At 40.3% G+C, this 15,161-nt stretch carries 15 protein-coding genes; all 15 read right to left on the reverse strand.

Translation table 11 applies throughout. The features are described 5' to 3' along the window. Nucleotides 1–55 precede the first annotated feature (55 nt). Nucleotides 56–1,879 carry a molecular chaperone DnaK gene (gene dnaK, locus ESZ50_RS09955; RefSeq protein ID WP_148623555.1) on the reverse strand — a complete coding sequence of 608 codons (1,824 nt, stop codon included), beginning with the start codon at nucleotides 1,877–1,879 and terminating at the stop codon, nucleotides 56–58. Nucleotides 1,880–1,931: 52 nt separating this feature from the next. Next, nucleotides 1,932–2,477 carry a nucleotide exchange factor GrpE gene (grpE, locus tag ESZ50_RS09960; protein WP_148623557.1) on the reverse strand — a complete coding sequence of 182 codons (546 nt, stop codon included), beginning with the start codon at nucleotides 2,475–2,477 and terminating at the stop codon, nucleotides 1,932–1,934. A gap of 16 nt (nucleotides 2,478–2,493) precedes the next feature. Beyond that, entirely contained in the window at nucleotides 2,494–3,519 is a 1,026-nt protein-coding gene (hrcA, locus tag ESZ50_RS09965; protein WP_148623559.1) for a heat-inducible transcriptional repressor HrcA, read from the reverse strand. 285 nt (nucleotides 3,520–3,804) lie between these two features. Continuing rightward, the gene (locus ESZ50_RS09970; protein WP_246111545.1) at nucleotides 3,805–5,652 is read right to left on the reverse strand and encodes a GH25 family lysozyme; all 1,848 of its coding nucleotides are present in this window, start codon (nucleotides 5,650–5,652) and stop codon (nucleotides 3,805–3,807) included. Nucleotides 5,653–5,705: 53 nt separating this feature from the next. Next, nucleotides 5,706–6,566 carry a dTDP-4-dehydrorhamnose reductase gene (rfbD, locus tag ESZ50_RS09975; protein WP_148623561.1) on the reverse strand — a complete coding sequence of 287 codons (861 nt, stop codon included), beginning with the start codon at nucleotides 6,564–6,566 and terminating at the stop codon, nucleotides 5,706–5,708. A 33-nt stretch (nucleotides 6,567–6,599) separates the two neighbouring features. Beyond that, on the reverse strand, nucleotides 6,600–7,637 hold the full coding sequence (gene rfbB, locus ESZ50_RS09980; RefSeq protein ID WP_148623563.1) for a dTDP-glucose 4,6-dehydratase: 1,038 nt from the start codon (nucleotides 7,635–7,637) through the stop codon (nucleotides 6,600–6,602). After that, nucleotides 7,638–8,210, reverse strand: coding sequence for a dTDP-4-dehydrorhamnose 3,5-epimerase (gene rfbC, locus ESZ50_RS09985; protein ID WP_148623565.1), 573 nt, complete (start codon nucleotides 8,208–8,210; stop codon nucleotides 7,638–7,640). Continuing rightward, nucleotides 8,211–9,089 (reverse strand): glucose-1-phosphate thymidylyltransferase RfbA, encoded by an 879-nt coding sequence (gene rfbA / locus ESZ50_RS09990; RefSeq protein WP_148623567.1) that lies wholly within the window; start codon nucleotides 9,087–9,089, stop codon nucleotides 8,211–8,213. Nucleotides 9,090–9,112: 23 nt separating this feature from the next. Then, complete coding sequence (locus ESZ50_RS09995; protein WP_148623569.1) at nucleotides 9,113–10,066, reverse strand: glycosyltransferase family 2 protein; 954 nt, start codon at nucleotides 10,064–10,066, stop codon at nucleotides 9,113–9,115. A gap of 15 nt (nucleotides 10,067–10,081) precedes the next feature. After that, complete coding sequence (locus ESZ50_RS10000; RefSeq protein WP_148623571.1) at nucleotides 10,082–10,903, reverse strand: glycosyltransferase family 2 protein; 822 nt, start codon at nucleotides 10,901–10,903, stop codon at nucleotides 10,082–10,084. 2 nt (nucleotides 10,904–10,905) lie between these two features. After that, nucleotides 10,906–11,322 (reverse strand): GtrA family protein, encoded by a 417-nt coding sequence (locus tag ESZ50_RS10005; RefSeq protein ID WP_246111546.1) that lies wholly within the window; start codon nucleotides 11,320–11,322, stop codon nucleotides 10,906–10,908. A gap of 218 nt (nucleotides 11,323–11,540) precedes the next feature. Beyond that, nucleotides 11,541–12,434, reverse strand: a complete 894-nt coding sequence (locus ESZ50_RS10010) for a glycosyltransferase family 2 protein (RefSeq protein WP_148623573.1) — start codon at nucleotides 12,432–12,434, stop codon at nucleotides 11,541–11,543. 5 nt (nucleotides 12,435–12,439) lie between these two features. Then, nucleotides 12,440–13,621 (reverse strand): UDP-galactopyranose mutase, encoded by a 1,182-nt coding sequence (glf, locus tag ESZ50_RS10015; RefSeq protein WP_148623575.1) that lies wholly within the window; start codon nucleotides 13,619–13,621, stop codon nucleotides 12,440–12,442. 69 nt (nucleotides 13,622–13,690) lie between these two features. Continuing rightward, entirely contained in the window at nucleotides 13,691–14,467 is a 777-nt protein-coding gene (locus ESZ50_RS10020; protein ID WP_148623577.1) for a DUF4422 domain-containing protein, read from the reverse strand. Nucleotides 14,468–14,523: 56 nt separating this feature from the next. After that, on the reverse strand, nucleotides 14,524–15,150 hold the full coding sequence (locus tag ESZ50_RS10025) for a sugar transferase (protein WP_148623579.1): 627 nt from the start codon (nucleotides 15,148–15,150) through the stop codon (nucleotides 14,524–14,526). Nucleotides 15,151–15,161: the final 11 nt, after the last annotated feature.

Genomic DNA, 15,161 nt, shown 5'->3' on the forward strand with positions numbered 1-15,161 from the left:
TCCTCTACAGCGAAGATCTTCATCGTACTTCATTCTCGGTCAAACTATTTAATCCTTACTTTGAAACATCTTCAAAGTCGCCATCGACAGTCTTGTCATCACCTGACTTAGCTTCACCTTCAGCAGCTGCTTGCTCACCTTCAGGTTGTGCTTGTTGATACAACTTAACTGCCAACTCTTGAGCAACCTTAGAAAGTTCATCCTTCTTAGCAGTCATTTCCTCAAGGTTATCAGCTTCCTTAGCTACCTTCAAGGCATCCAATGCTTCTTGAACAGGCTTCTTGTCATCATCACCAAGCTTGTCGCCAACTTCTTCAAGGGTCTTTTCAGAACTGAAGATCAATTGGTCAACTTCATTACGCAAATCAGCTTCGTCCTTACGAGCCTTATCAGCCTCTTCGTTAGCCTTCGCGTCATTCATCATACGCTCAATCTCGTCCTCTGACAATGAACCAGAACTTTGAATGGTGATCTTTTGTTCCTTGTTTGTGCCTAAGTCCTTGGCAGATACAGAAACAATTCCATTACGATCGATATCAAACTTAACCTCGATTTGTGGTACACCACGTGGTGCAGCAGGAATATCAGTCAATTGGAAACGACCCAAAGTCTTGTTGTCAGCTGCCATTGAACGCTCACCTTGCATTACGTGAATATCAACGGCTGGTTGACTATCTGCAGCAGTTGAGAACACTTGTGACTTTGATGTTGGGATCGTTGTGTTACGATCAATCAACTTTGTAAATACGCCACCCATTGTCTCAATACCAAGTGACAATGGTGTAACATCAAGCAAAACAACATCCTTAACATCACCAGTAATCACACCACCTTGTACAGCAGCACCAAGAGCAACTGCTTCATCAGGGTTGATTGAGTGATCAGGCTCTTTACCAGTCAAAGCCTTAACTGACTCTTGCACGGCTGGAATTCGAGTTGAACCACCATTTAAGATGACCTTGTCAATCTCATTAAGGCTCAAGCCGGCATCCTTCAAAGCAGCCTTGACTGGCTCCTCAGCACGCTTAACCAAATCCAAAGTCATTTGGTTGAATTGAGCACGACTCAAAGTCATTTGAATGTGCAAAGGACCTTGATCAGTTGCCGTGATAAATGGCAAGTCAATTGATGCCTCAGTTGCGGAAGATAATGTCTTCTTAGCTGTTTCAGCGGCATCCTTCAAACGTTGAAGTGCCATCTTATCTTGACCAAGATCTACGCCACTTTCCTTCTTGAATTCAGAAACAATCCAATCGATAATCTTTTGATCAAAGTCATCACCACCAAGGTGTGTGTCACCGTTTGTTGAAAGAACTTCGAAGACTCCGTCACCCAACTCAAGGATTGAAACATCGAATGTTCCACCACCCAAATCGTAAACAAGAACTTTTTCATCCTTATCAAGCTTGTCCAAACCGTAAGCCAAAGCTGCAGCCGTTGGCTCATTGATGATTCGTTCAACTTCCAAACCAGCAATCTTACCAGCATCCTTAGTTGCCTGACGTTGTGCATCGTTAAAGTAAGCTGGAACAGTGATTACAGCTTTATCAACAGTCTCGCCAAGGTAATCTTCAGAATATTGCTTGATGTATTGCAAAATCATTGCTGAAATTTCTTGTGGTGTGTAATCCTTACCATTGGCCTTAACAGTATAACCAGCTTCACCCATATGTGACTTAATTGAAATAATCGTCTCGGGATTCGTGATTGCTTGACGCTTGGCTGTATCACCAACTTGAACTTCACCATTCTTAAATGAAACAGCTGAAGGAGTTGTACGTCCTCCATTTGGATTTGTGATGATCTTTGGTTGACCACCCTCTAGCACTGCGACTGCTGAATTAGTTGTTCCTAAATCAATACCGATAATCTTTGACATAATTAGTACCCCTTAAATTTAATTTGTTAATTATAATTTCGTTTTTACCTGATTAATTGTAAACCGCAACCATTGCTGGACGAATTACGCGATCTGCCAAAACATAACCCTTTTGAAGAACCGTCGCAATTGTGTCAGCCGGATGATCATCATCCGCTGGTACTGATTGAATTGCTTGGTGGAAGTTAGGATCAAACGGCTCACCAACAGTTCCAACTGCGGCAATTCCGTTATCTTCAAGGGCTTGATTAAGAGTCTTAAAGACCATCTCAACGCCCGTCTTAATTTGTTGCGCTGCTTCATCATTCGTCTCAACTTGCAACGCCCGTTCAAGGTTATCAACGGCAGGTAAGATTGACTTTGCCAAACCAGCAGCGGCAAATTTAACTGCCTGTGCTTGTTCACGTTCAGAACGCACTTTAATATTTTGCATCTCAGCTCGTGCACGGAGGAATTTATCTTCCGCCTCAGCTAGTTTTGTCTCAAGTTCAGCGATTTCGTCGATTTCAGCAACTACTGCTTCTGTTGCATCATCTTCAACTATTTCTGCCAAAACTTCTTCATCTTGTTGTTCTGGACTGTTCTTATTTTCTGCCATGTAACACCTCTAATTTCTAATGATAGTAAGCAAATATTTGTTGTGCCAACGCTTGGCGGAAAGTATCGACAATCGTAATGATATCTCCGTAAGGCATGTTAGTTGGTCCAAGTACGGCTAATGCACCCATTCCAAGTTGTGGAACCCGATAAGTTGCAGAAATCATACTGTACGGCGCTAATAAGTCGAAACTATTTTCGTCGCCAATCTGAATCATTACACCCTCATTGGCATTCGTGATAATTTTTCGCATCGCTTGTGGATTTTCAAGCAACTGATACAGCTGCTTAATATTCGATAAGCTTTTATCCGGCGAAAAATCTAACAAGTTCAAACGCCCACCAGTAAACACAAGGTCTCGGATCGAACGAGCTAAGACATCGCCAAACAACTGTAGAAATGCCATTGGCGTCCGAATCATCCGTTCCATTTTTAATGGAAGATCACCCGACAGCGTCTTCAGAATATCACGAACCGGCTGATTGACCAGCGTCTGGTTAATGTATTGCACCATACTATCTAATTCATCAAGCTCGGTTCCCGCTGGCAACTGAAAACTTTGACTGGTTACTTGACCATCGCTGTTCACCACGATTGCCATCACCTGATTGCCATTCAGCGGAACTAACCGAAATCCTGACAAACGCACGTCCAACACCTCTGGTTTAAGAGCGAAGACTGTTAAACCTGTCAACTTAGCAATCTCATGTACCATCCGATCAATCAAATCATCAACTTGCTGAAAGTTACGTTCAAAAACGTGATTCAAGGCAAGCTCTAATTCTTGATTCAAACGAGGTTCATGCAATAACTCATCAACATAATAACGATATCCGCGTTGCGATGGTACTCGACCCGAAGAAGTGTGTTCTTTTTGTAAAAGTCCACCGTCCTCTAAGGCCGCCATCTCATTACGAATTGTCGCAGTCGAAACCGTTAAATCTAATTCGCTAAGCAAATGCTTAGATCCAACCGCCTTACCCGACTGCACGTAGTCCCGAATAATCGCCGCTAATATTAATTTTTGTCGATCCGTTAACATACGCTTTCCTCCTTAGCACTCTCATTCACTTCGTGCTAACGATTATTATAATACACACCTAAATTATAAAAGTCAACACTTTTAGCACTTTATTTTATAGAGTGCTAAAAGTGTTTTGTAAATCCCTGACTGATATCATGTTTTACATCCAGGTACCAAGACGAACCTTTGTTGCTTAACATTGTCGACCAGCTCTTTTACACAAAATATCGTAATCATTGATATCTTTATCAAAATAAAAAAGTACTAAGTCAAATGACTTAGTACTTTAATTTAATTTCAAAATCAATTTTGGACGAAACTATTTGCAGTATTTCCTGGTGCGCCTGTTCCCTTAGGAACAATAACTACCTGAACTGCCTCCAGTCGCAATCCCTTTCCTTGTGACCCTGATGATTGTAGGTTATTTGTCCAACCCAGCCAACCCTCATTTTGGATTTGACTTCGATAGTAAATATCATAATATTGCGCTAATTGCCCAGTTAGCCCAAATTTCAGAGCCTCTATCTGTAAGCCTTGTCCGGTAGTTCCAATAACACTCCCGTCACTTACGTCAGACTGCCAGCCAATATTTTGAACATGCGCACCATAAGTGATTCCCCCGGTTAAGTTAGCAGGAATACCCGACAAGTTAGCCTTCAGAGCCTCCATCCGCAAGCTTTGATCGATTGTTCCAGCTGTTGCACCATTCATAACTGCTGATTGCCAACCAATGTTCTGTACGTGTGCCGTATATGCAACTGTAGGAGCTCCGTCAAGATAAGTAACAGATGTTCCGCCAGGTGCGGCCCCACCCTTAGGGACTAGTACGATTTGAACCGCTTCCATACGATATCCCATGCCAACTGTTCCAGCAATCTCACCATTTTTCGCCCAGTCAAGCCATCCGTAATTGCGTACCTGTACACGATAATAAATGTCATAATTATCCGCCATCGTGCCAGTTAAATTGAACTTAACTGCCTCCATCTCAAGTGATTGACCAACAGTTCCAGCTGTCTCACCGTTCGAAACAGAAGACTGCCAGCCGATGTTTTGAACTTGTGCAGAATACTGAACTCCACCATCCATGCCTGCTGGAGGTGTAACGTTAACCTTTAAGGCCTCCATACGTAATGATCGCCCTGTTGTTCCAGCCGTTTCACCATCATAAACATAAGGTTGCCAACCATCATTTTGAACTTGCGCCTGATAATTGACTGAGGGACCTGTTTTTTGATCGGGCTCATACGGGTTACTATTTTCACTAGTAAAAAAATTACTATAGTCAACCGACACGTCAACTGGCTTACTTTGACTGATATTTGTGAAATACATTTGTGAGCTATACTGCCAAGCACCATAACTCGTGTTTTGCAGATTACTTGCACTGGGCTTACCATACAAATACTGCGCAACCCATATATTCTTAGCACCTAATTTACTAGGTTCCATTTGATAACCATCCGTGGCCCATGACTTACTTGTATAATACTTGGGACTTGTAAATCCATTCGAGCGCAGTTGAGCAGAAAACTTCAACGAAGCTTCCGTCCAATCCCAGTATGGCAATCCGCCTTCTTCGGCATCTTCAATCATAACAGTTGATGATGGTAGCCCAAGCTCCTTTGCCGTATTTGCAAAATAATTAGCTTCTGCAACAGCAGCATTGTCTGCATCCGTTTGCGAAGTGTAGGTTGTGCCAAACGTTGCATAATGATAAGCTGCAATATTCAGTCCAGCATTTTTAGCGTAACTAATAAACTGTGCAGCATACGGATTTTTATATGAGGTTCCCTCAGTTAACTTAATAACAATTGTTTTAACCCCTGACGACTTCAAGCTATTAAAATCACCTTGGGTCATCCAACTTTGATAACTTGAAATATCAACTGCATCTCGATTAGGTAGCGAACTGTCATCAGATGATAAATCTGATGGAGCATTAACGGTCGCAGCAGCAAAAACAGATCGAGTAAATCTGCTAGTAGTAGCACTACTTGAACTACTACTTGATGATGTTGTTCCACTTGCTTCGATCGTATTCCCCATCACATGGTTACCTGTATCCGCCAAAGCAACGTTATTTCCTATGATCAAGGCCCCAGCTATTACAGCAACGTTCAGTGCTAATTTGGTAATTCTTTTAAACATTATTTTCTCCCGTAAGAAAGAGTATCGAAATCACTTCGAGACTTTTTGTTTTATTAATCCTGACCATTGGTCGATTTGATGGACTTTTTAAATTCCTGTAGAGCATCTTGCCAAGATGGAATAATAAAGCCTGTTGCCTGGGACTTTTCTAAAGATAACACCGAGTGTGCCGGACGACTTGCAATTGTTGGGAATTCATCAGAGGTAACTGGTATTATCTCCACTTGAGTATCTTTCAAAATTTCCCGAGCAAATTCAAACCAAGTTGTCTGCCCCGCATTACTCAAATTATATATACCATATTCCGCATTTTGAACTTGCAAATAGTTCATGAACTCAGCAAGCGTTTTTGCCCATGTTGGGCGACCTTCCTGATCAGCAACAACTTTTAATTTAGCATGTTCCTTAGCTAAACGTTCCATTGTATAAACGAAATTATTGCCATATTGCCCAAAAACCCAAGAGGTCCTTACAATATAATATTTGATACCTGCATTGATAATAAGCTCTTCTGCAGCGGCCTTAGCCTTTCCATATTCATTTTGCGGATTTACATCGTCTGTTTCGAGATATGGTTTGACCTTTTTACCATCGAATACATAATCTGTTGAAACAAACACCAATATCGTATTTGTATTTTTAGCTGCATCAACAAGATTCTTGGTTCCTTGTTCATTAACCTGCCAATTCAGATCCTTTCCGTCGCCTTCTTCAGCAGCGTCAACCTTAGTATATGCTGCTGCATCGAAAATGACAGACGGCTTAATCATTGCAACCCTTTCAAGTACTGATGCTCGATTCGTTATGTCTAAGTCACTTGAGGAATAAGCCACAAAATCGACTTGACGCTCTTGCATCAATTGAACCAATTCTTGACCAAGTTGCCCCGTACTTCCTACGATCATTACCGTCATTCAATCACTCCTTCTTGGCAAACAATAAAACCCTTACTGATTGTTTTGTGCATATTTTGCCTCAACAGCTTCTTTCTCTTCAAGCCACCAATCGCGATTAGCAACATACCAGTCAATCGTATCTTTTAAGCCATGCTCAAAATCGGTAAAGACCGGCGCCCAGCCAAGCTCGCTTCGTGTCTTACTTGCATCAATTGCATAACGCAAGTCATGACCAGCTCGATCCTGAACAAATTCAAAGGCGTCCTTAGATTGACCCATCGTAGATAAAATCAACTCCAAAACAGTCCGATTATCTTGTTCACCATCTGCACCTAACAAATAAGTTTCGCCCATACGTCCCTTTTCAAGAATCGCCCAGACTCCAGTTGCGTGATCATATGTATGAATCCAATCACGTACATTTCGTCCATTCCCATATAATTTGGGTTTGATCCCCTCAACAACATTTGTGATTTGTCTTGGAATAAATTTTTCAATGTGTTGATAAGGCCCATAATTATTTGATGTATTCGAGATCGTTGCCTTTAACCCGAATGAACGAGTCCACGCCCGTACTAATAGGTCAGACCCCGCCTTGGTTGAAGAATAAGGACTTGATGGATTATAGCGAGTCGTCGGAGTAAACTTTTCGCCCACACCTTCGCCATGACCAGGTAAATCCTCACGTAATGGCAGATCTCCATAAACCTCATCAGTCGATACATGATGAAAACGCACATTATATTTGCGAGCTGCCTCAATTAATACATATGTCCCAATCAAGTTAGTCTGAACAAAGGGACTTGGATCTTTCAATGAGTTGTCATTATGACTCTCAGCTGCATAGTGTACGACTGCATCAGCCTCGGCCATTAGACTATCAACCAACGCTGCATCTGCAATATCTCCAACAACCAATTTGACTCGGTTCTCGGGCAGCCCTGCTAAATTAGCTTCATTTCCAGCATACGTTAACTTATCTAAAACTGTTACAAAGACATCCGGATGCTCAGCAACCACATAACGTACAAAGTTGGCGCCAATGAACCCAGCACCACCAGTAACTAAAATATGTTTATACATACTCATTTAAATCTCACCATATACAAAATTATTTTCTGCATCCTTTAATTGGGGGTGTTTTGTATCCTTTTCAGAAAGCGTTAGATGGTCAATCGACATTGGCCAATCAATACCAAGATCTGGGTCGTCAAATGCAATACCACGATCCGCTTTTGGCTCATAATACCCATCAACTTTATAAGCAAAGTTTACATTGTCGGTTAGCGTAATAAATCCATGTGCAAATCCACGTGGAACTAATAGTTGACGATGATTATGCTCAGAAAGAATGTAACCTTCCCATTCGCCATATGTTGGCGAACCTTTTCGCATATCAACCAATACATCATAAACAGCACCAGTCATCGCACGAACCAATTTAGTTTGAGTGTATGGGGCAAGTTGATAATGTAGACCACGCAAAACACCCGCATGGCTTGAAAGCGATTGATTATCTTGATTAAAATCAAAATCTATCCCTGCGTCAACGAATTTATTGCGTGTGAACGTCTCTGTAAAGAAACCACGATGATCACCAAAGACCTCCGTCTCAACTAACTTAACATCTGCTAACTTTGTTTCAATTATTTTAAGTCCCATTTACTTCGCCTGTTCCTCTGCTACTAATCTTAGCAAGTATTGCCCATAATCATTCTTTTTTAGTGGCTGTGCCAATTCTTCTAGTTGCTCCACTGAAATATAATTCATCCGATATGCAATCTCTTCTAGTGAAGCAACTTTCAAGTTTTGTTGCTTTTGAATCGTTGCAATAAAACTTGATGCCTCAAGCAAAGAATCATGTGTCCCTGTATCCAGCCAAGCAAACCCTCGACCCATTAATTTAACATCTAATTTCTTTGCTTTAAGATACGCTTCATTAACATCCGATATTTCCAGCTCATTACGATCCGAAGGCTGAATTGACTTTGCGATTTCTACGACTGAATTGTCGTAAAAGTACAAGCCTGTAACCGCATAATTACTTTTTGGTGTCTCAGGTTTTTCAACAATTGAAATTGCTCGCATATTCTCATCAAACTCAACAACCCCAAAACGTTTGGGATCCTTCACCTGATAACTGAATACGGTTGCACCATTATCTTTGCTTGCGGCTTCTTGCAACATTTGTGAGAGACCAGCACCATAGAAAATATTATCGCCCAATACCAATGCAACTGAATCTTCGCCAATAAAGTCTTCACCAATAATAAATGCTTCAGCCAGGCCATTTGGTTCTTGCTGAACCTTATATTCAATATTCAAGCCCAACTTCTTACCATCTCCAAATAGAGCTTCAAATTGTCCAATATATTCTGGTGTTGATATAAGTAATATATCTCTAATTCCAGCGAGCATTAACACTGACATTGGATAATAAATCATTGGTTTATCATAAATTGGAACCAACTGCTTACTTGTCGACTTGGTAATCGGATACAAGCGTGTGCCTGATCCACCAGCCAAAATAATTCCTTTCATCCGTTAACTCCTAACTGAACTAATTAATTACGCCGCTCTGCAACAATATATCTTGGACGATGCTTTACTTCCATAAATATCTTGCCGATATACTCACCAATCACACCAATCGCAGTTAATTGAATTCCACCGAGAAACCAAATTGAAACCATCAATGAAGGCCAACCCAATTGCGTTTGCTGCATGATTGATCCAATAAAGATATAAATCAACATCAAAATACTGATACCAGAGATCAACAATCCAACATTTCTAACCAATGTGATTGGAACAACAGAGAAAGAGGTAATTCCACTAGTTGCAAATTGTAACATCTTCTTTAGTGGATACTTCGTCTCACCTGCTTCGCGCTCGGCACGAGCATAAAAGACCTCTGCAGAGTTAAATCCAATCACAGGGAAAATACCTCGTAGAAACATATCTCGCTCAGTATATTCTTGAAAGGCACCTAACACCTTTTGATTTACCAAACGGAAATCGGCATGGTTCGGAATAGTTTTAACTCCCAACCAATTCATAAACTTATAAAACAATCCTGCCGTCTGCCGCTTAAACCAAGTATCACTGGTCCGATCATTACGAACGCCATAAACAATATCTTTATTCTCATTAGTTGCCAATTCAACCATTTCAATAATGGCATTGGGATCATCTTGCAAATCAGCGTCAATTGTAACCGCAAAGTCAACATCACTTCCGGTTACCTCTGTTAAACCAGCAATCAATGCATTTTGATGACCGAAGTTATGGCTAAACTTCAAGCCCTTAATGTGACCGTATTCGTCAGATAATTCATTTATCAACTCCCAGGTACGATCGGCACTCCCGTCATCAACATACATGATAAAACTATCAGAAGCTATCTGACTATTCAGAATCATTTTTTGAAGTAATTCGCTCAATACTTGAGTTGTTTTGTTAATAACTTCTTCTTCGTTATAGGCTGGCAAAATAATTGCTAATTTTCTTTTCAGCATGTCCACTCATTTTCCTTACTTGTTTCTTTTAATAAAAACATATACAAATTTACGGATTTCTTGCATCGCTTTCGTTACAAGTTTACCACGAACCAATGTCGACTTAGTAATCGTATCAGGCATGAGTTCTGCCATTGACTCATTCATGCCAATGAAATGCGCCGACTGCACATTCTGCAAAGCTGCTGTCCACTGAGTAGAACTAACCCTAAATTTTACAGCCACATGTTCATCCTTGACGAAATCCCCAAATCTTAATACCCGCAAATAACTCTCCAAGTCAACAACGTATGGATGATCAAAATTCCATCCACCAGCCTTTTCAAATGCACTCCGACGCATCAGCACACCACCGGGCTCACCCAGAATATTAATACCCGTTCCAACAACCCGCTTAATTACTGCCTCGCCGGCCATATTCTTTCTAAGTCCGGTTAGTCCCCATGATTTTTTTAAAACTTTATTATCTTCATTGATAATCTCCCTTTTTGAAGCAGTAAGAACTGCTTCCGGATGATTCTCAAGCAACCTAACTTGCCGTGCTAACATTCCCGGCACTAGGACATCGTCGGCTGGAAGAAGTTTAATAAACTCTCCGCTTGCCTTCTCTGAAACAAAGTTCCAATTCTCTTTTGCCGCGCCAACTGGTGACTCAAACATTTTAACCCGTGCATCATCTTTGAAATCTTCCAGAATCGACCAAGTTCCATCATCAGGACCTTGCACCCCAATAATCAATTCAAAATCAACATCCGTTTGATTAAGAACCGATTCAACGGTTTCTTTAATAAAACGCGCTGATTTATAAGCCGGGATTACTACTGAAACTGATATCATATCTATCTCCTGAATGAAAAGTACTTATGTCCAATAAAACTGACAACTGTTGTAAAAATTAAAATGCTTAATTGTGCAACTAATGCATTAAATTTGAATCCATGTACCAAAATTGGCAATAGCAATAAATTGAAAGCATAATTAACAGCATTCACCATGGTGAACCTTATGAAGTCCTTCACTACATGCCCTTGCGTCTTAAAAGTGAATTTCTTGTGCAAATCAAATGCCACAAATAATGAAGCAACCTGTGAAATTATCAGCGCCAGCATGTAGCCAAATTCAAGTCCTCTTAGCAACCATGTAAACAATGCATAAATTGCAAAACCGAAAGCAGTATTAAAACCACCAACAAGTAGAAATCTGAATTTCTCACTATCCAACAAAACGCTGATTCCATTAAATATCTTATTAATCAATTTACTTACTCCATCTTGGGAATTTTTAATATGTAGGACTGGAAAATCCTATTCATCATTTGCTTATATCTTAATTGATTGATTTAATCCTTAGAAGCTAACAACCATTTAGCTTGGTAAGAAACAAGATTCGTCAATATTAATTAGCTAGTTCTTAAATAGGATTTCCAATCATTTTAAAATGCGAGCTAAACGCAGGCGCCCTTTAGTCTTGCAGACTATAATCTATCATGTACATATTCAATATGTGGATTAAATCTACGCCCGTCTTGTATTGCATGGAGAATAACTTTAATCTTACCCCAGCGATTCTCAACCCGTCTTGGCCAAAAAACCAATCGTAATAACTCTAGTCCGATACGAATTTGGCCTTTAAAATAACCCATAAATCCGCGTTGTCGTGCATAATACATCTTATTCCGATAAGCAAAGTAATACCGTTTTGTCCGCTCAGCACTATCCGTAATGATGTTTGAACCAACATTGCTTGCCATTTTATGCATAACAACTGCCTTAGGTACCAGATAACCTGGGGCCACCCGACGTGCTCGTTCAGTATACTCAATATCGTCGCCCCAAATAAAAAACTCTGTAATCGGTAATCCGATTCTTTGAACAACATCCCGAGGCATTAACAACGATACGAATGTCGCCGAGCGTAATTTAATTTCCTTGGTCGGATGATCAGGTACCAAGTCAAAACGATTTAGCGGTGCAGGCATGTTCATCAAGGCTCGTTGACCATCAATCCATCGAACATCAGAAGCTAAGAATCCAAATTGTCTTTTCTTTGCCACCAGTAATAACTCGGTTAGAGCCTCCGGTGTAGGTACAGTGTCATCGTCCATAAGCCACACGTACTCATCATCTGTATGTTCCATAAAGTAACGAATACCCTTATTGAAGCCACCTGCTCCGCCGATGTTCTCTGACAGGCGTATATACTCAATTTGATCCTTCAGTTCCGTTAAATATCTCTGTGTGTCATTCGACGAGGCATTATCAATCACGATAATATGATCAATTTTACTCTTGGAATTTTGCAATGCACTTAAGACTTCTCTCAGCATATCCAATCGATTATAAGTAACAATAACTGCACTAACTGTCATATTGTTTAGTGCTCTTCGTCGTGTGCAAAATTAAAATCTTGATCAATATCAAACTCTTGGCGTACTTCATTTAAGGCTGCGTTGAATACCTGATCCATATCATAATAACGATACTGACCAAGACGTCCACCGAAGATGATTTGATCCTTATGCGTACGAGCCTCTTTGGCATACTCTTTATAAAGATTTGTGTTTTTCTCGTCATTAACTGGGTAATAAGCTTCTTTTGACCGATCCCAATCTTGAGGATACTCGCGCGTAATAATCGTCTTCCCCTCATCAGCCAAACCATCAAAGTGGCGCCACTCCATTACACGTGTGAACGGGGTTTCAGCATCCGTATAATTAATCACTGAATTACCTTGATAATTATCTGAATCAATTGTCTCATGTTCAAAACGTAGTGAACGATATTCTAATTCACCATGCTTATAATCGAAGAATTGATCAATCATTCCGGTATAAAGAACGCGAGGAAATTCTGCTAAGTACTCGTCTTTATGGGTAAAGAAATCTTCATTCAACTTGACATCAATTAGAGGATTATCATTTAACATTTTCTCAAAGATCTGAGTATAACCGCCCACTGGAATCCCCTGGTAACGGTGATTAAAATAATTATTATCGTAAATAAATCGAACAGGCAAGCGCTTAATGATAAAGGCTGGTAGTTCTGTTGCTTTACGTCCCCACTGTTTCTCTGTATAGCCCTTAATCAACTTTTGATAAATATCTGTCCCAATTAAGGAAATCGCTTGCTCTTCCAGATTGCGTGGCTCGCGATCACCTAAATCTGCCAAAGCGGCTGACTTCTGCTCGTCAATCTTTGCTTTTGCTTCAGCGGGTGTTTTTGTACCCCACATCTCGTAAAAGGTGTTCATATTAAATGGCAAATTGTATAGCTCACCTTTGTAATTTGCGACAACCTGATTCTGGTAACCATTGAAGTCAGCAAATTGTCGGATATAGTCCCAAACCTCTTTGTTGTCAGTATGGAAAATATGTGCACCAAAATCATGCACAGTAATACCACTTTCAGTATGTGTATACATATTCCCTGCCAAGTGTGAACGTTTCTCAATGATTAGAGAACGCTTTCCTCGTTTAGCCGCCTCGTAGGCAAAGATTGCCCCAAAGGGACCAGCCCCAACAACAAGATAGTCATAGTTTTTATCATTCAAAGCCATGTTAAAAATTTTTCCTTTCAAAGTAGAAAACACCTGCTAATACCTTACCATTAATTTGAAATCTTCCGCTTAAAAATGCGTTCGCTTTTTCATATTTGGTAAAAATTTTCTCAATAAAAATTGAGTTCCTTTGTCCAACCAATTTGTTTTCTCAGTTGTAACCAATGGAAATTCTCGTATCGTTTTATTGTTTGTAAGTATCCAAACATCCATCAACCTTTCGGCTAGAAATCCTAGCGAACGTTGATCTTGCCCAGAATACTGTGTCATATCAACACGCTGTGCAACTTCCTCTAAAACGCCAAAAAGAAAATCAGTGTACAACTGAAAATCAGCTTGCCGCATAATGCTCATATTGAACAAATGCGCTTTTGTTGATCTTGCAATCATGTCAAACGTCGCCGAGTATTCAGAGTAACTCTCAGCCAGCACTTCCTTCATCGTAAGATAAGGCAGTTCTGCATGTGCATTAAGGTAATGTTGCTCCTGTGTCTCAATAAAATAATCTCGCTTCTTAGGGACAATAACATCCACTTCCTTCAAAGTTGATCGAATCGTCTCCTCAGTTAATACGTCGTTCAAATCATGACTTGCCCTATTTCCAAAATAACGCCGATAATGTACTAAACCAATAATGTCTTCATCTTGCAAATTATATTTGGCCCAATACAACGCCGTCAATTCATTATAGTAAGTATTTAACCTTGAGATGTTTTTTCCTGTATTATCAGGTACACAGTCTTGAATTAATGCTTGATCACTTAGCTCAGCACCAACTTGAATCGGTAGATATCCCGCCAACTTGGACACTGGATATGCCTTGTGCATTGCAATCAGAATTTTCATAGTACGCTCCACTATCAGTAATAAAACAAAGGTGTCTTAGCGCCATGTAAAAAATTCTACATAGCTCCTTCACGCCTTACGATTGCCAACATATTTTGCGCCAATATTTTGAAGTCAAACCACATATCAGCCGAATAAACGTAACTCAACTCCAAGTCAGCTCGCTCAGGATATTGAATATCAGATCGACCAGAGGCCTGCCAAACACCCATTGCCCCAGGCTTCACTGACAGAAAAGTCTCAACGCGATCACCATACTCAGTTAGTTCTGTTTCAACAACTGGGCGTGGTCCAACCACACTCATATCGCCCAATAGGATATTAATAAATTGTGGAATTTCGTCCAAGGAGGTTTTCCGTAAAAAGGCCCCAAACCTAGTTATTCGTGGATCAGCTTCTGTTGGCAATTTATAACCATTATTTACAAATTCCATGTACAGCTTTTGATTCGCATACAACTTCGCTTCAGCATCAACAACCATCGAACGAAATTTATATATGCCAAATTCTCGATGGTTCTGCCCAATTCTACGCTGAACATAAAAAACTGGTCCTCGATTGTCCCCAAATAAATAAAATAAGGAAATGCCAAGAAACACTGGTGATAGTACAATCAACGCAAACAAAGATACTGAGATATCCAAAAATCGTTTTGCAAAAATGTATCCTTTACCTTGTCGCATGTCTGTACACT

This window comes from Weissella muntiaci (genome assembly GCF_008107635.1).
In the GTDB taxonomy this organism is placed as follows: Bacteria; Bacillota; Bacilli; order Lactobacillales; family Lactobacillaceae; genus Weissella; species Weissella muntiaci.